The 16,288-nt window shown below is 61.0% G+C and carries 17 protein-coding genes; 11 read left to right on the forward strand and 6 right to left on the reverse strand.

Annotated elements, in window-relative coordinates:
- Nucleotides 1-366 precede the first annotated feature (366 nt).
- Nucleotides 367-1,329, reverse strand: coding sequence for a 2-hydroxyacid dehydrogenase (locus P0D70_RS18475; protein ID WP_408185558.1), 963 nt, complete (start codon nucleotides 1,327-1,329; stop codon nucleotides 367-369).
- 314 nt (nucleotides 1,330-1,643) lie between these two features.
- Here P0D70_RS18475 and P0D70_RS18480 point away from each other — a divergent pair, with 314 nt between their 5' ends.
- The 5 genes from P0D70_RS18480 (at nucleotide 1,644) to P0D70_RS18500 (ending at nucleotide 6,201) form a co-directional block, all read left to right on the forward strand.
- On the forward strand, nucleotides 1,644-2,402 hold the full coding sequence (locus P0D70_RS18480; protein ID WP_091794058.1) for an SDR family oxidoreductase: 759 nt from the start codon (nucleotides 1,644-1,646) through the stop codon (nucleotides 2,400-2,402).
- 51 nt (nucleotides 2,403-2,453) lie between these two features.
- Nucleotides 2,454-3,767 (forward strand): MFS transporter, encoded by a 1,314-nt coding sequence (locus P0D70_RS18485; protein ID WP_408185559.1) that lies wholly within the window; start codon nucleotides 2,454-2,456, stop codon nucleotides 3,765-3,767.
- Between the two features lie 26 nt (nucleotides 3,768-3,793).
- Entirely contained in the window at nucleotides 3,794-4,186 is a 393-nt protein-coding gene (locus P0D70_RS18490) for a VOC family protein (protein ID WP_408185560.1), read from the forward strand.
- Between the two features lie 107 nt (nucleotides 4,187-4,293).
- The gene (locus tag P0D70_RS18495) at nucleotides 4,294-5,538 is read left to right on the forward strand and encodes a citrate/2-methylcitrate synthase (protein WP_408185561.1); all 1,245 of its coding nucleotides are present in this window, start codon (nucleotides 4,294-4,296) and stop codon (nucleotides 5,536-5,538) included.
- A gap of 300 nt (nucleotides 5,539-5,838) precedes the next feature.
- On the forward strand, nucleotides 5,839-6,201 hold the full coding sequence (locus tag P0D70_RS18500) for a translation initiation factor Sui1 (protein ID WP_091794050.1): 363 nt from the start codon (nucleotides 5,839-5,841) through the stop codon (nucleotides 6,199-6,201).
- Nucleotides 6,202-6,328: 127 nt separating this feature from the next.
- Here P0D70_RS18500 and P0D70_RS18505 read toward each other — a convergent pair whose 3' ends face one another.
- Together P0D70_RS18505 and P0D70_RS18510 are read right to left on the reverse strand one after the other, a co-directional pair.
- Nucleotides 6,329-7,636, reverse strand: a complete 1,308-nt coding sequence (locus P0D70_RS18505; protein ID WP_091794048.1) for an MFS transporter — start codon at nucleotides 7,634-7,636, stop codon at nucleotides 6,329-6,331.
- A 230-nt stretch (nucleotides 7,637-7,866) separates the two neighbouring features.
- Nucleotides 7,867-8,610 carry a GntR family transcriptional regulator gene (locus tag P0D70_RS18510; protein ID WP_408185562.1) on the reverse strand — a complete coding sequence of 248 codons (744 nt, stop codon included), beginning with the start codon at nucleotides 8,608-8,610 and terminating at the stop codon, nucleotides 7,867-7,869.
- Between the two features lie 143 nt (nucleotides 8,611-8,753).
- On the opposite strand from P0D70_RS18510, the gene P0D70_RS18515 reads away from it, so the two are divergent.
- The 3 genes from P0D70_RS18515 to P0D70_RS18525 all read left to right on the forward strand — a co-directional run bounded on the left by P0D70_RS18515 (nucleotide 8,754) and on the right by P0D70_RS18525 (nucleotide 11,584).
- Nucleotides 8,754-10,058: an MFS transporter gene (locus P0D70_RS18515; RefSeq protein ID WP_408185563.1), complete on the forward strand. Its 1,305-nt coding sequence runs from the start codon at nucleotides 8,754-8,756 to the stop codon at nucleotides 10,056-10,058.
- Entirely contained in the window at nucleotides 10,055-10,945 is an 891-nt protein-coding gene (locus tag P0D70_RS18520; RefSeq protein WP_408185564.1) for an amidohydrolase family protein, read from the forward strand. The genes P0D70_RS18515 and P0D70_RS18520 overlap by 4 nt, the downstream gene beginning before the upstream one ends.
- A gap of 348 nt (nucleotides 10,946-11,293) precedes the next feature.
- The gene (locus P0D70_RS18525; protein WP_408185565.1) at nucleotides 11,294-11,584 is read left to right on the forward strand and encodes a hypothetical protein; all 291 of its coding nucleotides are present in this window, start codon (nucleotides 11,294-11,296) and stop codon (nucleotides 11,582-11,584) included.
- A gap of 64 nt (nucleotides 11,585-11,648) precedes the next feature.
- Here P0D70_RS18525 and P0D70_RS18530 read toward each other — a convergent pair whose 3' ends face one another.
- Nucleotides 11,649-12,290: a DUF1109 domain-containing protein gene (locus tag P0D70_RS18530; protein WP_408185566.1), complete on the reverse strand. Its 642-nt coding sequence runs from the start codon at nucleotides 12,288-12,290 to the stop codon at nucleotides 11,649-11,651.
- A complete protein-coding gene (locus P0D70_RS18535; RefSeq protein WP_408185567.1) occupies nucleotides 12,287-12,859 on the reverse strand; it encodes a sigma-70 family RNA polymerase sigma factor in 573 nt (190 codons plus the stop codon). The genes P0D70_RS18530 and P0D70_RS18535 overlap by 4 nt, the downstream gene beginning before the upstream one ends.
- 263 nt (nucleotides 12,860-13,122) lie before the next feature.
- Here P0D70_RS18535 and P0D70_RS18540 point away from each other — a divergent pair, with 263 nt between their 5' ends.
- The 3 genes from P0D70_RS18540 to P0D70_RS18550 all read left to right on the forward strand — a co-directional run bounded on the left by P0D70_RS18540 (nucleotide 13,123) and on the right by P0D70_RS18550 (nucleotide 14,863).
- Nucleotides 13,123-13,374: a pentapeptide MXKDX repeat protein gene (locus tag P0D70_RS18540; RefSeq protein ID WP_408185568.1), complete on the forward strand. Its 252-nt coding sequence runs from the start codon at nucleotides 13,123-13,125 to the stop codon at nucleotides 13,372-13,374.
- A 70-nt stretch (nucleotides 13,375-13,444) separates the two neighbouring features.
- Nucleotides 13,445-14,071 carry a cytochrome b/b6 domain-containing protein gene (locus tag P0D70_RS18545; protein WP_091800502.1) on the forward strand — a complete coding sequence of 209 codons (627 nt, stop codon included), beginning with the start codon at nucleotides 13,445-13,447 and terminating at the stop codon, nucleotides 14,069-14,071.
- Between the two features lie 15 nt (nucleotides 14,072-14,086).
- Nucleotides 14,087-14,863 carry a molybdopterin-dependent oxidoreductase gene (locus P0D70_RS18550; RefSeq protein ID WP_408185569.1) on the forward strand — a complete coding sequence of 259 codons (777 nt, stop codon included), beginning with the start codon at nucleotides 14,087-14,089 and terminating at the stop codon, nucleotides 14,861-14,863.
- Between the two features lie 25 nt (nucleotides 14,864-14,888).
- Here the strand turns inward: P0D70_RS18550 and P0D70_RS18555 are convergent, their stop codons facing one another.
- Nucleotides 14,889-16,226, reverse strand: a complete 1,338-nt coding sequence (locus P0D70_RS18555) for an LLM class flavin-dependent oxidoreductase (protein WP_408185570.1) — start codon at nucleotides 16,224-16,226, stop codon at nucleotides 14,889-14,891.
- Between the last annotated feature and the right edge of the window lie 62 nt (nucleotides 16,227-16,288).

Genomic DNA, 16,288 nt, shown 5'->3' on the forward strand with positions numbered 1-16,288 from the left:
AGATACGCGGCAATTTTTGCGATGCAAAACCACTTTTCAAACAACGAAATGATGCTGATCCGGAGATTCGCAATGAATCCCGCATGGTGAAACGCGCTTTCGCTGACGGAGACAGGACAGCCGATCGACTCCGCTGCCATCGGCCTACAGCCGGCACTACGCGCCGACCGTCCCACGCGTGCCCTGCCCGCGTGCCCGGCGCCATTCGAAACGGATCGCACTGATCCACAGCGAGAAGCGCGGCGCGTTGGGTCGCAGCGGGCTGTCTGACGAGGTCAAGGCCGCGCTGCTGGCCGCTGAAGCACAGGTGCAATTGGACGACCTCGCGACGCGAGCTTTACAAGCTCTGATTCGCGAGGCCGGGATTCACACCGGATTCAACGCGGCCCGCCCATCCAGCACGGCGGCAACGTTATCCAGCGCCGTGAAACCCATCTGGTCGCGAGTCTCGATCGTGGCGCTCGCCATGTGCGGCGTTAGAAACACGTTCTCGAGCGCCGCAAAACGCTTGTCGACATTCGGCTCATTCCGGTACACGTCCAGACCGGCACTGAATAGATGTCCCGAAGTCAGCGCTTCATAAAGCGCATCTTCATCCACCAGACCGCCACGCGCCGCGTTGACAAAGACCGCGCCCTTGGGCAGCAGCCCAAACTCATTTTTTGTCATTAGCGGGACGCCACCGCCCGGCACGTGCAGCGTGAGCACCTGGCAGTGCGGCAGCATATCCTCGAGGCTGGCGTAGTACGTCGCGCCATTCTCCAGCGACTCAGGCGCACGGTTAATGTCCGTGTAGATCACGCGCATGCCGAAACCCTGCGCACGCTTCGCGACCGCTCGTCCGATACGCCCGAATCCGACAATGCCGAGCGTCTTGCCGTTGACCCGCGTCCCCAGCATTTCGGTCATGCCGAATGATTTTCCCCAACCGTTGCGCATAATTCGTTCGTACTCCGATGCACGCCGGCAGGCCGCGAGCACGAGCAGCATCGAGAAATCGGCCGTGCATTCGGTCAACGCATCAGGAGCGTTCGTGACGACAATTCCCCTTTCGCGGGCAGCAGCCACGTCCATGTGATCGAAGCCCGCGCTCGCGTTCGCAATGATCCTGACTGTCGAAGGCAGCGCGGCGATGTGCTCCGCTTGCAACCCGGATTTCTTGCCGATCAATACGGCGGGCACCTCGTGCTTCTTGCAGAAGTCGACGACTGACCACGAGTCCATATCGGACTCGGTCACGAAGGCATGGAAATCGGCTTCAGCGCGCTGCGCCACGGCGGTGGGAACTTTGCGCGCAATCAACAGCCTGGTACGGTTATCTTTCGACATGGTTTTTCCTTGGGTAGGCAGACGTCGAGAGCCTACGAAACAGCCGACCGGGCCGTCAATGTTGATTGGATGAATCAACTCCTCGGAAATGATGAGCCCTCTATTCGCCCCGGTGCGCGCTGCATGCCCCTATCCCTTTCCTTTCGCGCCCCTTGTCTGTCCCGCCGCACGCAACGCCCATATCAGGAAAACCCTGGTGCGATCCCCATCGGCAAAGCGCTCAGATGTTGATTCAATGAATCAAGATTGCTCGACGCATGGCACGAATGCAACTCTGCACCCCATGTTCAATTGACCTGTCGAGAGGAAGTGAAATGCCTGCATCGAAGAAATTTGCAGCCGTGACGGGCGCCGGCTCCGGCATCGGCCGCTCCGCCGCCATGGCGCTCGCCCACGCCGGATTCGCCGTCGCGCTCCTCGGGCGCAGAGCGGAACCGCTGCTGGAGACGAAGGAGGCAATCGGCATCGCCGGTGGGCAAGCGCATGTGTTCCAGACCGACGTCGCCGACGCAGCCTCGGTTGAGCGCGCGTTTTCGCAGATCGCCGAGACATTCGGCCGCCTCGACGTGCTCTTCAACAACGCGGGGCGCAACGCGGGCGCCGTCCCGCTGGAAGACTACGAGGTCGAATTCTGGAACGATGTCGTCGCCACCAATCTGACCGGCGTGTTCCTGTGCGCCCGCGCCGCTTATCGCTTGATGAAAGCGCAATCCCCGCAAGGCGGACGAATCATCAACAATGGATCGATCTCGGCGCACTCGCCGCGGCCGCATACCATCGCCTATACGGCGACCAAGCATGCGATCACCGGCATCACCAAATCGATTGCGCTGGACGGACGAGCGTTCAACATCGCCTGCAGTCAGATCGATATCGGCAATGCGGCCACCTCGCTCACGGAACGCATGAACCGCGGCGTACTGCAAGCGGACGGACGTCTGGCGCCTGAAGCAAGAATGGACGTGACGCACGTTGCGAATGCCGTCGTGCACATGGCGAGTCTTCCGCTCGAGGCCAATGTGCTCAACATGACCATCATGGCGAGCGCCATGCCGTTCGTCGGCCGCGGATAGATCGCCCTTTCGCCAATAAAAAAACAACAGGCTAATGTTATGGAGACACCGATGAAAGTCATAGAGGAAAAAACCTTGCCGCCGCGAAACGCGGCCTTCGCGGATACCGCGAAACGCTCCAGAATCCGGTATGTCGTGCTCTCGATGTTGCTCGTGGCCACTATCCTCAACTACGTGGACCGCTCGGCGCTGGGCATCGTTGCACCAGGTCTCTCGAAGGGGCTCGGGCTCGACAGGATGCAAATGGGCGAACTGTTCGCGGCATTCGGCCTCGCCTATTCCATTGCTCTCGTGCCCGGCGGCGTGCTGACGGACGTGCTGGGCTCGCGCATTGCCTATGCGCTGTCTCTCGTCGGCTGGTCGTTCGCCACGCTGACGCAGGGTCTCGCGAGCGGCTATCACATGCTGCTCGGCTCGCGGCTCGCGATCGGCGCACTGGAGGCGCCCGCCTTCCCTTCGAACGCACGCGCCGTGACGCTGTGGTTTCCCGCGCGGGAGCGCGGCTTCGCAACCAGCGTCTACGTCATGGGCCAATACATCGGCACGCCCTTGTTTACCGGCTTGTTGCTGTGGATCTCCGCCGCGTACGGCTGGCGCGCGGTGTTTTTCGTGACGGGAGGCTTCGGCATTCTGTTCAGCCTTCTCTGGTACCGGGTGTATCGCGATCCGCAACGGCACGCGAGCGTGAATGCCGCCGAGCTGCAGTACATCAATGACGGCGCGACGACGCGCAAGGCACGCGAAAAATTCGACTGGCGCATGGCGCTCAAGCTGCTCAGCTACCGGCAGATTCTCGCCATCTGTCTTGGCAAGTTCTGCAATAACACCTTGCTGGTCTTCTTCACCACGTGGTTCATGACCTATCTGATCGAAGCGCGCCACATGTCGATGATCAAGGTCGGGATCTTCCAGGCGTTGCCTTTCATTGGTGCGACGCTCGGCATTCTCCTTGCCGGCTCCCTGTCGGATTTCTTCATCCGCCGCGGGGTGTCGATTTCCACGGCGCGCAAGACGCCGCTCATCGTCGGCACGCTGCTCGGCGCTTCGATCGTGCTCGTCAATTTCGTCGAGTCGAACGAGGCCGTGATCGCGATCCTGACGATCGCGTTCTTCGCGCAGGGCGTGGGATCGATGTCGTGGGCCGCCGTCTCCGAAATCGCGCCCCGGCAGTACGTGGGACTGACGAGCAGCATCACCAGTCTCGCGGCCAATATCGCGGGTGTTACCACGCCGCTCATGATCGGCTATATCACCCACTACACCGGCCACTTCTACTGGGCTCTGAACCTGATGGGCGCGATCTGCCTGCTCGGCGCGTTCTCATACTCCGTGCTGCTGGGCAAGCTTTCCCGCATCGAACTGTGACGCTTGCGACTATTCAGAGAAATCGAATGATTGAATTCAAGTGGGATCATCTGCAACTGTGCTCGGCAGACGCAGAAGCGACCGCCGCATGGTTTGCGCGCTGTCTGAACGCTGAAATCGTGCGACGTCCGGGACGCGTGGATTTGCGCATCGGCAGCATCAATCTTTTCATCACGCCGCTGGCGAACGCGCAAGCCGGCCGGCTTCCTCAGGGCGAGCAAAGACAGGGCATCGATCATTTCGGTGTGGTGGTGGACGATCTCGACGCCGCGTTCGAGCATCTGTTGCGCTGTGACGCGGAAATCGTCGCGCCGGTCAAGCAGGTTCGCGCCGGCGTCCGAGCCTGCTTCGTACGAGCGCCGGGCGACATTCTCGTCGAGATTCTGGAGCGACGACCCGCCGAGATGACTTTCACCTGAAAAAACGTCACTATTGACGCTGGATTGGTCGCGCTCATAGGCAACGCGCGACCAGCATCGTAACGCCTCTTCTGCCGCGTTGTGCTGCATCACTTGCCTGTCATCCCATGCGAAACTGGATAACTCTGACTGAAGCGGCCCGACAACTCGGCGTGCAGGCGCAGACTGTCTACGCGTACGTCAGTCGAGGGACCATTGCGGTCATGCCGGACCCGCATGACCCGCGCAAGAGCCTCTATCGTGCGGAGGACGTCGCCGGTCTGTGCCGCAAAAAGCAGGTGGGACGTAAGCGCGAGGCGCTCGCCGCCGGAATGATATTCGGTGCGGAGCCCTGCATTTACAGCGGCATCACCACTTTCTCAAAAGGTCGGCCGTACTACCGGGGACGCGATAGCATCCGGCTAGCGGACACGGCGACGCTTGAGGAAGTGGCGGCCATTCTCTGGAATGCGCGCGCGCCCGTTTCGTTCGAAGCCGGTGGTCTGCCGCTGCAGGGCGACGAGCGTGGCAGGCAATGCGCGTTCACTTCGCTGGCGGCACTCGCGGCCAGCGGGCACTCGACCATCGGACGCACGGACAGCGCACTGCATGTCGAAGCCGGCCGGCTCGTGGCGCTCATCGCGCAAGCGTTTGGCGCGCGTGGTGACGCGCATGCACTTGGGACACATGAGCGGCTCGCGCTCGGTTGGGGCCAGGACCGCGATGCCGCCGAACTCATCCGCCGTGCGATGGTTCTCGTGGCCGATCACGAGATAACGAGTTCGGCGTTCGCCGCCAGAATTACCGCCTCCACCGGCGCATCGCTGCCGGGATGCCTGCTCACGGGACTCGCGACCTTATCAGGCCCACTGCATGGCGACGCGTCGGGCCGCGTGCGGGCCGTGTTCGACGACGTTGGACGACTCGGCGCGGAACACGTCGTTGCTCATCACTTGCAGTCGGCCATTCCGATACCGGGCTTTGGACATCATCTCTATCCGGACGGCGATCCGCGAGCGGCCGCCTTGCTCGAAGTGTTGAATCCACATAGGGAACTCGTCTCGTTCATCGACAAGGTGGTCGAGCTGACCGGACTCCAGCCGAATATCGACGTTGCGCTCGCGGCTCTTGCGGCCCAGTTGGCGTTACCACGCGATACGTCGTTCGCGTTGTTCGCAACGGCCCGCAGCGTGGGATTGCTCGCCCATTGTATCGAGCAGTTGCGGGTGGGCAAGGTCATACGGCCACGAAGCCGCTACACCGGGCGCGCGCTGGAAGACGCCAGCCCGCCGCTGCCGCCCGAAGGCGCCGAGAAGCCACTCGATCCGGCCACGCTCGACAAGAATCGGCTGTTCAAGGCGGTCGATTTCTGAGAAGGCGTAATCGATCAATCGCTTGCGTCATGCATATGATCGAACCGTCCTGTGCGCGGCGGCCCACGGCGCGCTTAAAGATCACGCACCTTGCCAGTCGACTTCGATTGCGGACAGCATGGCAGATAGCGGCCGTGGGAAAGCTGGTTGAATGAGTTCAACGCACGGCTCTTTCGCGGCCCACCCCTCGCACTATCCGCAAGCTCCGAGCGACCTCACCTGGCCATGGTCGGCTACTGAAGCACACCTGCTAAACTCGCCCCGATTCCCGACTTATAAGCGTCTTCGAGTAAGCCAATCATGAAGAGTAGTTCAAAAGGCGGCCTTGTCTATTCCACCGACGGCGGGCGGATGTGCCCCGAGTGCAGGCGCCCGCTCGCGGACTGTGTCTGCAAGGCAGTGGCCGCGACATCGCAGGCGGGTGACGGTGCGGTGCGAGTGTCTCGCGAGACCAAGGGCCGCGGAGGCAAGAGCGTGACACTCATAAGAGGGCTGGCGCTCGAGCCGCTCGCTTTGGCGTTGCTAGCCAAGCAGCTGCGCACGGTCTGCGGTTCTGGCGGGACGGTCAAGGACGGCGTGATTGAAGTGCAAGGCGACCATTGCGAGCGGGTCATTGAGGCACTCAAAAAGCACGGCCATAACGCTAAGCGGGCCGGGGGTTAATCGCTTCAACGAGCGACGGCGCGATGAGATCAATCGGCCGCTCGCGGCTATCGAATCCGCCCAGGCGAGCGTCTCGAAGTGGCCGAATCTCAGTCCGAGGCTACTGCATCGAGCGGCAGCGATTCAATCAAAGCGAAACCGTTGATGATGCAAGCGCCGCCTTGCGATGCCCACCCACTACCGACGCAATGGCGGTCCCAATTGCGAGAGCCAACAGGCATGCTGTCGGAACAAGCATTGGTGCAACGTGGCTATTACTGACTTTGCCAACGTACGGCATCAGGTTCTGTCCGAAGAACCCGCCAAGATTGCCGATGCAGTTGATAGCCGCGACGCTTGCTGCGGCGCGGGCGCCGGAAAAGAAACGCGGGGGCAGCGACCAGAAGCAAGGGTACAGCAGAGGAATACAGGCGCCGCCCAAACACAGCGCAATAAAGCGCAACGACACGGTCGGCAATACGAGGCTGGAAGCAAAGCATACGACGCCGATGCCTGCCACCACGACCATTGCTTTTAGCACCACCTGCTCACGCTTGAGTTTCCCGGGAAGCCAAAGCAGAAGAAGTGTCGCGAGTGCCCACGGAATCATGTTGAGCAGGCCGTTGACGCTCGAAGAAACGCCCCAGCTCTTGACCAACGTAGGCATCCAGTACGTGACACCGTACAGCGACGTCGACATCATCATGTAGGTCGCGGCAAACATAAGCACCTTCGGGTCGAGCAATGCGGCCCATGGTCGTGACTCTTTTGCCTCAGGGGACGCTTCGCGCTCGAGCGCCGCGATCACCATGTCCTGTTCATCCCGAGAAAGAAAGGTCGCTTGCTTGACCGAGCTCGGCAGAAACTTCAGTGCTACGAACGCAATCAGTATTGCCGGAATGCCGGTCGCGAGGAAGACCCATTGCCAACCAGCCAGTCCCAGTGTCCCACCCAAGGAAAGCAGCATGCCTCCAACCAGCGAACCTAACATGTTCGCGAGCGAACTGCCGAGTGTGAAAAGCCCGAGCACGCGCGTCCGGTAGCTCTGAGGAAACCACTGCGTCAGATAGTAAATGACACCAGGATAGAACCCGGCCTCTGCAACACCCAGTGCGAACCGGAATGAATAAAACACCGGCAGCGACTTCGTGAACGCCATTAACACCGTAATGACGCCCCACGTAATCATGATGCGCGCAAGCCAGGTACGGGCGCCGAAACGATGTAATGCCAGAGTGCTGGGCACCTCGAACAGGAGGTAGCCTATGAAAAACAGCGAGGCGCCCAACCCGTAGGCGGCTTCCGTCATGCCGAGCGCCTGAACCATTTCCAGTTTCGCGAAACCGACATTCTGCCGGTCGATGAATGCGATGAGAAACATGACGATGAGCAAGGGCATCAGCCGCCATGCCATTTTCCTCATTACCTGCTGCTCGCGTATAACCGCCGTAGACATGTTCTCTCCAAAGGTCCATGCCCGCTGCCGTGACTGGCGTTTCGCAGAGCGCCCGGTCAAACGAAAACAAGCAAATTTATATAGTCATATATATGTTTGTATGTTTGGCGCCAATCTGCAATGAGGTATAACCCGGACGGACGGGCGTACGAACGCACGCGGCGCTGCTGTTTCAGCAGGCCGCCTGCCTATGTTCGTATGTTCGGAGCGGAAAGAAGGAAGTCGCGCTGTCAGCGAATGTCGACCTGATACTGGAAGGCTGACGCAGCACCACGCGTGATGCGCCATTCAATAGGCGTCCCGGCAAAATCGGATGCCACACGGTGCACGAGAATGACCGGGCTGCCAACATCGATACGCAAGAGCGCTGCATCGGCTTCTGTGGCCTGCTCGACGTTCAGGATTTCCCTGGCCGATGCTACGATTTGCCGGCAGAGCCGCTCGTAAAGCGGATACAGCAAGTCTTCGAAATCGCCGAGGGGGAGTGTCGCCAGCCCTTCGAAACGGCTTCGAGGCAGCCATATTTCTTCCGACAAGACCGGTTGCCCGTCAATCAGCCGTACTCTTGAGAGATGAACCGCCTTCTCGGTCGCTTTCATTCGCAACGTGGAGCGAATCCTCTCGTCCGGCTTGACGACTTCGCGGCGGAGCACTTTTGCTGCCGGTCGGACCGGCTTGCCGTCAACCGACTTGAACCGGAAGAAGCGGAACAACGACGAATCAAAGCGAGGACGCCGCACGAAGGTTCCCTTCCCCTGAGTGCGGGTGAGCACGCCGTCGGCCACCAGCAAATCAATCGCCTTGCGAAGGGTTCCGGTCGACACGGCATAGAACTGACTGAGCTCCGCCTCGGTGGCGATCGCCTTTTCGGGCTCCCACTCGCCCTCCGCAATGCGACGCACCAGGTCGTCGCGCAGTTGCTGGTATCGGGGCAACCGACCGTCTGGCGTGCCCGAGAACGATTGCGTATCCATGATTCATCTAGTTGTTCACAGGAATGGTCACTTTACAACAACCCGTGAAGACGAGGGTAAGTCCTCAATGACATTTTCGTGGACGACTCTAGACTACACATATAGTCATATACATGAATATATGAATTCAAGTGGAGACAGCGATGCTCACGTGGTACAAACAAGGGACACCCCTCGAACGCAGCACCTTCTGGGGTTGTTTCGCCGGCTGGGGCCTCGATGCCCTCGACGTGCAGATGTTCACCCTGGCAATCCCCGCCATCATTGCAGCCTACGGCATCGACCACACACAGGCGGGCGCCATCAGCGGAGTGACCTTGGTGTCGTCGGCGCTGGGCGGCTGGCTGGCGGGCGCCTTGTCCGACAGGATCGGTCGGGTTCGGACGCTGCAGATTACGATTCTCTGGTTTGCAAGTTTCACCTTCCTATGTGCGTTTGCCCAAAGTTTTCCCCAGTTGCTGGTCCTGAAAGCACTCCAGGGTTTTGGGTTCGGCGGGGAGTGGGCAGCCGGCGCAGTGCTGATGGCGGAGACCATCCGTTCCGAACACCGCGGCAAGGCCATGGGAGCCGTGCAGAGCGCGTGGGCTGTTGGTTGGGCCGGCGCCGTGCTTCTGTATGCAGCAGCGTTTTCATGGCTACCGTCGGACACCGCGTGGCGTGTCATGTTCGGGGTCGGCCTGCTACCGGCACTCCTCGTTCTTTACGTCCGCCGCAATCTTCGCGAGCCGGCGCGCATCGCCCCGACTACTGCTGAGCCGTCCGTTTCAGTGTGGGCACAGGTCGCACAAGTATTTCAGCCACGCGTCATCAAGACCACGGTGGTAGGTGCGATTCTCGGTACAGGTGCTCACGGTGGGTACTACGCCATCATGACCTGGCTGCCGACCTTCCTCTCAAAGGAAAGACATCTGTCGGTCCTGAACACGGGTGGATACCTCGCCGTCGTCATCGTTGCCTTCTGGTGCGGCTGCATGGCGAGCGCCTACCTGCTCGACCGGATTGGCCGCCGCCGCAACATCGCCTTCTTCGCCTTTGCGTGCATTGTCACCGTCCTGGCTTACGTCATGCTTCCGTTGAGCAACACGGAGATGCTCATGCTGGGTTTTCCGCTCGGCTTCTTTGCCGCCGGCATTCCGGCCAGTCTGGGTGCGCTCTTCAACGAACTCTATCCGGCAGACATGCGCGGCACGGGCGTCGGCTTCTGCTACAACTTTGGGCGGATCGCCTCGGCAGGTTTTCCTGTGCTGGTCGGGTACATGAGTCATTCGATGTCGCTCGGAGCAGCGATTGGTATCGACGCGGCCATTGCGTATGGGCTGGCGATGGTTGCCGTGTTGGCGCTTCCCGAAACGCGCGGCAGGCGCTTGCGGCCGACTGGCGTAGAGCAGTCTTCACAGCCGGTCGCCGATGCCGAGTTTGCGCTTGACCATCCCCGGAGCCAGCGATGACTCAGGCACCACCCATTGCGCGGCGAGTCCTGCCCCGCGTCGACACGCACGCGCACGTGTTTGCAAGAACACTGCCGCTCGCGGACGGACGGCGCTACGCACCCGGCTATGACGCAACCCTGGACGCTTACCGGAAGCTTCTGGACGCGAGCGACATTGGACATGCCGTGCTGGTCCAGCCAAGTTTTCTCGGTACCGACAACAGCTATCTTTTACAGGCGTTGACCACGGACCGGATCCGGCTGCGCGGGGTGGCGGTCGTTTCCCCCGATATTTCGGAAGACGAACTGGCGCAACTGAACGCCGATGGCGTTACCGGCGTGCGCCTCAACCTTGTGGGGCAGACGCTCCCCGACATCGGTACGGCGCGCTACGCGACGTTATGGCGGCGGTTATCAAAACTCGGCTGGCATGTTGAGTTGCATAGGCAGGCGTCGGACCTGGCGCCACTCATCACCACTTTACTGGATGTGGGCTTGCCAGTCGTCGTCGACCATTTTGGCCGCCCTGCCCTGGATAGCGGCACCAGCGACCGCGGGTTCAAGGACCTGTTGGAGCTTGGCTCTTCGGGTCGTGTATGGGTCAAGATTTCGGGCGCTTACCGTTGCGCGAAACCCGGCTCGAATTTCATGCGCGAAGCCACGGACCAACTGATCGACGCATTTGGCGCCGAACGCCTGATGTGGGGCAGTGACTGGCCACACACGCAGTTTGAACACGCGACAGACTACAGCCAGACACTTTCCGCGTTGCTGGAATTACGTCTTGCGCCCTCGCTCGTCGATGCAATCCTGTGCTCAACTGCGCATTCGTTTTATGGGTTCGATAAAAACCCCGTGTCGACCGACCGGAATCCGCTCTGCCGAGTCGCAAGCTATCGCACATAAGGATGGGCAAGCCCCCCGCTCTCGCCCACGCGTCGACGCGCCGTTCACGATGGAACCAGCGCGACACCCGCACAGCGGATTGACGTGACCGCGTAGCTCAGCCCGCGGTCCGTTTGCGACGTTTTGCCTGCGAATGCGAACCTTGCCAGCTCGCTTCGTCGAGGAGACGATCGAACAGCCGGTCGCGAATCGAATCCTCCAGCGGCGAGAGTCCCAACAGAGAGTGAAACGCGAGACCCCTATCGCCTCGGACGACACTACAGGAAGGCGCTCGGTCAACGCTCCGGCGCGGCGGCCAGGGCGCTGCTGCATCAACTGGTCGCCCAGGGTCTGCGCGGACGGTTGCGGATGGGGAGCGTCCTGACCGGACAGCGCTATGTGGCGCTGGACTTCTTTCCGCACGCGCCCGCTGTCAGCATCGATACACGTGGCATGCGGGTCGAACTGCCGACCGTGCCCAATACCGTCGAGGAAGACAATGCGGCAAACGCCACGCTGCAGCAGGACTCACCGATGCACACCGATATTCGTCAGGCGTTGACCGAGTTGCGCCGCACACTTGCCGCGCTGACGGCGCTGTCGGATTACCTGAAACAGCATCCAGGATCTATCGTGTGGGGTAAATCGGCGGACCACTAACGTGGCTTCGAGGCCCGCCCAGGAATCCGCGTAAGAGAGTTTGCGTGGAATCAACCGGATCCAACTACCAGCGCAACAACCGCGGCCCGAGCACCGCGCCAACGACCGCCGGCAACAACATTCCGAGCACGTACCACGCACCCCAGAACGGAATGCCCATCTCCGGGCAATGCAGGCAGTACGCCAGCGTCGCCGTCGACCCAGCCAGCAAACCGCCCGCCGCGCCCGTCAGAGCCAACCGGGTCGGCGCCAGCCCTTTGAGCGCCCAGAACACCGCGATAAAGCCGGGAATCGACAGCATCGCGATATTGAACGGACACACGCGCCAGGTTTTGCCAAGCACGAGTGCGAGCCTTGCTTCGCCCGGTGCGGCCATCAATACATAGGCACCGGCCAGCCAGACCGCCGCGACGGGCGCGGCGATCAGCCATCCGCTGCCGCCCGTGCGTACGCCGGGACGGGCAAGCCGCGTCGACATCCACAGCGAGCCGATCATCACACATAAGGGCAAGGCGATCTTCGCCCAGAAAATCGGCGTAACCGCCACTTCAGCGAGGTCGCGCCGGATGCCGAGCACCACCGCCATGATCAGCGTGGCGCCGGCCGCGCCGATCAGCACCGCGAGGCCGAAGCGTTTCGTGAGCGCGCGGCGGTCCACGGGCGCGACGCCAGTGGCAAGCAGGTAAATGAAGTCATCCGTTTTCATCGTGTTCCTCGAATCTTTGCAGCCAATGCCTTGAGTCCACGATGTACGCCAATCTTGACCGCGGACTCCGACAAGCCGGTCAATCTCGCGGTCTCCGTCACGGACAGCCCCTCGAGCTTCACATGCACGATCGGCAGCCGCTGGCGATCCGGTAACTGTTCGAGCAGTTTCCCAAGGTCGCGCTTTGCCTGCGCCGGTTCGAGATCGGGCGCGGCGAGCAGCTCGAACGCGTCGTCGAGCGGATCATTCAGCGCGTCGTGCCGCGCGCGCGCCCGAAAGTAATCCGTCAGCTTGTAGCGCGCGATCGCGTGAATCCATGCCGTCAGCGGTTCCTCGACGCGATAGGTATGCCGGGCGTTATGCACCGCAAGCAATACTTCCTGCACGAGATCCTCGGCGTCGGACGCGCCATCGTAAAGCCGCCTGCGCAGGAAGCCACGCAAGTGCGCGCCAAGTTCCATAAGGAATTGCCGGTACGCGGCGCCGTCGCCGTCCAGCCCACGCTGGAACAGGGTTCGCAGGTGCGCCTCTTTCGCCTGCGCGGCGGTGATATCCGTAGTTCGATTCATCTGGGGCGTCGGTTACAGGAAACAGGAGTTTATTCCATCGTCCCGCGCAATGGAGGTCGCAAGCACGTTGCCCCCCTCCTTCACCCGTTCAGCAAAAAATTTTGCGCCTGCTGTAACCGCGTCGGGACACCCGGCGAACTACCTCACAGATGCGGGATGACGACGCATCGGTAGTTGCCGGAAAGCAGATTCACTTCATACACATGGGCCCCGTACGCCGCCTAGGCGATACCGGCCTCATCAACAACACTCAAGGAGTTGTCATGAAAAGCATTGCAATTGCAGCATTTGCCGCAGCGTTGCTCGTCAGCGGTGGTTCGGCGTTCGCCCAGGCGAGCGGCGCCATGTCCGGTGATTCGATGTCGAAGGACGCCATGAGCAAAGACTCGATGGCCAAGAGCACCATGTCCAAAGATTCGATGAGCAAGGACGCGATGGCCAAAGACTCGATGAGCAAGGACGGCAGCAAGATGAAACCCGACGCGATGAAGAAAGGCGACGCGATGAGCAAGTAAGTCCCCCAAGGTGCATTCGCGGCATCTCTGCGGCGAATGCACCTTCGAATTCTCATGGCGCTCATTCAACATGAACACGATCCCCAAATCCGGCGCATCGCACGACGCATTGCGCACGATCCAACCCGCGTGGGTGCGTATCGCGCACTGGCTCAACGCGTTGGCCGCGGTGCTGATGATGCTGTCGGGCTGGCGAATCTACGACGCGTCGCCGGTATTCGAAGGTTTCAGGATTCCGACGGGCATCACGCTCGGCGGCTGGCTCGGCGGTGCGTTGCAGTGGCACTTCGCGGCCATGTGGCTGCTGTTCTTCAACGCCCTCTTCTATCTGGCGATGAACCTTGCAACCGGACGGCTCAGATCGAAATTTTTCCCGCTGTCGCCGCGCGCGATCCTGCACGATCTCGGCGAAGCGCTGAGAGGACATCTATCGCACGCGGACCCGAGCCGCTATAACGCGGTGCAGAAGTTCGCATACCTGTTCGTGATGCTCGACATCGCTCTCCTGATCGTATCGGGCCTCGCGATCTGGAAATCGGTGCAGTTTCCGCTACTGCGCGACCTGATGGGCGGATACGACCGTGCGCGTGTCGTTCACTTCTGCGCGATGGCGCTGCTGGCCGGCTTTATCGTCGTCCACCTGACGATGGTCGCGCTGGTGCCGCGCTCGCTGCTCACTATGATTCGTGGCCGCTAACCGAGGAGTAAGACAGTGAAGCTATTCAAACCTTCCTCGCCGGGCGTGGATCGCGAGTCGCTCAGTATCGACGTGCGTCGTGAGCTCGATATGCCGTCACGGCGACTCTTCGGCAAGCGCATCATCACGCTCGGCGGGCTCGCGATGCTGACCGGATGCAGCCTGTCGGACGACAAATCGGTCGAGACGTTCCTCGCGCGCGTGTCGAAGCTCAACGACAGCGTGCAGGGCTGGCTGTTCGATCCGAACCGTCTCGCGCCGACCTACACCGAGGCGGACATCACCCGTCCGTTTCCCTTTAACGCGTTCTATGGCATCGACGAGGTCCCGCACGTCAACGGCAGCGACTTCCGGTTGAAGGTCAGCGGCCTCGTGCAGGAAAGAAAAGCATGGAGCCTCGACGATCTTTACGCATTGCCTAAAGCCGAACAGATCACCCGGCATATCTGCGTCGAAGGATGGAGCGCGATAGGCCGGTGGGGCGGCACGCCGTTTTCGGAGTTCCTCAAACGCGTCGGCGCCGATACGTCGGCGAAATACGTCGGCTTCAAATGCGCGGACGACTACTACGAAAGCATCGATATGCCGACGGCGCTTCATCCGCAGACACTATTGACCTTTACGTACGACGGTCAGCAATTGCCTGCAAAGTACGGCTATCCGATGAAGCTCAGGATGCCCACCAAACTCGGTTACAAGAACCCCAAGCACATCATGGAGATCTTCGTGACCAACACGTTTCCGGGCGGCTATTGGGTCGATCAGGGCTATAACTGGTTCGGCGGTTCCTGAACGGCGGCCTGGGTTCGCCAACGGGCTAACGTGAGAGGCGAGAGCCCGGAAAGAAACGGTTTTCCGGTCGCGGCAAGCCCAGATTTTCGCGCAGCGTGGAGCCTTCGTATTCTCGCCGGAACAGCCCCCGCTTCTGCAACTCGGGGATGACCTTGTCGACGAAGTCGTCGAGCCCACCCGGCAGATACGGAAACATCACATTGAATCCGTCGGAGCCCTCTTCCACCAGCCACTGGTCCATCTGATCGGCGATCATGGCGGGCGTGCCGACCATCTCCAGCCCTGCATATCCGCCAATGCGCTGCGCCAGTTGGCGAATCGTCAGCCCGTCGCGCTCCGCCCATTCGAGCACGCGTTGGCGCGCAGTCCGGCTCGCATTCGTTTCAGGAATGTCGGGCAGCGGCCCGTCAGGATCGAAGCCGGACACGTCGTGTCCCAATGCAATCGACAATGAAGCAATGCCGCTCTCGTAATGAACGAACGTGTCGAGTCGCGCTCGCGTTTCGAGCGCCTCGTCCAGCGTATCGCCCACCACGACAAAGGCGGCGGGAAGGATCTTCATATGATCGCGTGGCCGCCCCAGTTTCTCCATGCGGCCTTTGACATCGGCATAAAAGCGCTTTCCGTCCGCCAGTTGCGTTTGCGCGGTGAACACCACTTCGGCCGTTTCGGCCGCGATCTGCCGCCCTGCTTCCGACGATCCCGCCTGCACGATAACGGGCCAACCCTGCACAGGGCGCGCGATATTCAACGGCCCGCGCACGGAGAAGTGCTCGCTTTTGTAGTTCAGCACATGCAGCTTTTGCGGATCGAAGAATGTGCCGGTTTCCGTATCGCGGATAAACGCGTCGTCGGCCCAACTGTCCCAGAGTCCGGTGACCACATCGAAGAACTCACGCGCGCGGCGGTAGCGCTCGTCATGTTCGACATGCTCGTCGAGGCCGAAATTGAGCGCGGCGTCGGGGTTCGACGTGGTCACGAGATTCCATCCCGCGCGGCCGCCGCTAATATGGTCTAGCGAGGCAAAACGCCTTGCCACATGATAAGGCGCGTCGAATGTCGTGGATGCGGTCGCAATGAGCCCCAGCCGCTCGGTAACCGCGGCGAGCGCGGGAAGCAAGGTGAGCGGTTCGAACGACGTGACTGTGTGGCTGTGCTTGAGCGCATCGAGCGGCATGTTGAGCACCGCGAGGTGGTCGGCCATGAAGAATGCGTCGAAGCGGCCGCGCTCGAGCGTCTGCGCGAAACGCTTCAGATGCGCGAAATTGAAGTTGGCGTCGGGATAAGCGCCGGGGTAGCGCCATGCCCCGGTGTGAATGGTCGTGGGGCGCATGAATGCGCCGAGGCGAAGCTGACGTGACATGAAACGATCTCCGTCCCGAACAAGGTCGAGCCAGTTTAATCCGGCTTCGGCGCGGCTGCTTG

Source organism: Paraburkholderia sp. RL17-381-BIF-C, from assembly GCF_046026435.1.
In the GTDB taxonomy this organism is placed as follows: Bacteria; Pseudomonadota; Gammaproteobacteria; order Burkholderiales; family Burkholderiaceae; genus Paraburkholderia.

Coding starts and splice junctions, on each gene's coding strand:
- P0D70_RS18535 (WP_408185567.1), bottom strand. CDS start 12,859: ATGAATCGAACTACGGATATCACCGCCGCGCAGGCGAAAGAGGCGCAC.
- P0D70_RS18520 (WP_408185564.1), top strand. CDS start 10,055: ATGACTCAGGCACCACCCATTGCGCGGCGAGTCCTGCCCCGCGTCGAC.
- P0D70_RS18475 (WP_408185558.1), bottom strand. CDS start 1,329: ATGTCGAAAGATAACCGTACCAGGCTGTTGATTGCGCGCAAAGTTCCC.
- P0D70_RS18530 (WP_408185566.1), bottom strand. CDS start 12,290: ATGAAAACGGATGACTTCATTTACCTGCTTGCCACTGGCGTCGCGCCC.
- P0D70_RS18500 (WP_091794050.1), top strand. CDS start 5,839: ATGAAGAGTAGTTCAAAAGGCGGCCTTGTCTATTCCACCGACGGCGGG.
- P0D70_RS18545 (WP_091800502.1), top strand. CDS start 13,445: ATGAACACGATCCCCAAATCCGGCGCATCGCACGACGCATTGCGCACG.
- P0D70_RS18515 (WP_408185563.1), top strand. CDS start 8,754: ATGCTCACGTGGTACAAACAAGGGACACCCCTCGAACGCAGCACCTTC.
- P0D70_RS18480 (WP_091794058.1), top strand. CDS start 1,644: ATGCCTGCATCGAAGAAATTTGCAGCCGTGACGGGCGCCGGCTCCGGC.
- P0D70_RS18495 (WP_408185561.1), top strand. CDS start 4,294: ATGCGAAACTGGATAACTCTGACTGAAGCGGCCCGACAACTCGGCGTG.
- P0D70_RS18555 (WP_408185570.1), bottom strand. CDS start 16,226: ATGTCACGTCAGCTTCGCCTCGGCGCATTCATGCGCCCCACGACCATT.
- P0D70_RS18540 (WP_408185568.1), top strand. CDS start 13,123: ATGAAAAGCATTGCAATTGCAGCATTTGCCGCAGCGTTGCTCGTCAGC.
- P0D70_RS18485 (WP_408185559.1), top strand. CDS start 2,454: ATGAAAGTCATAGAGGAAAAAACCTTGCCGCCGCGAAACGCGGCCTTC.
- P0D70_RS18510 (WP_408185562.1), bottom strand. CDS start 8,610: ATGGATACGCAATCGTTCTCGGGCACGCCAGACGGTCGGTTGCCCCGA.
- P0D70_RS18490 (WP_408185560.1), top strand. CDS start 3,794: ATGATTGAATTCAAGTGGGATCATCTGCAACTGTGCTCGGCAGACGCA.
- P0D70_RS18525 (WP_408185565.1), top strand. CDS start 11,294: ATGGGGAGCGTCCTGACCGGACAGCGCTATGTGGCGCTGGACTTCTTT.
- P0D70_RS18505 (WP_091794048.1), bottom strand. CDS start 7,636: ATGTCTACGGCGGTTATACGCGAGCAGCAGGTAATGAGGAAAATGGCA.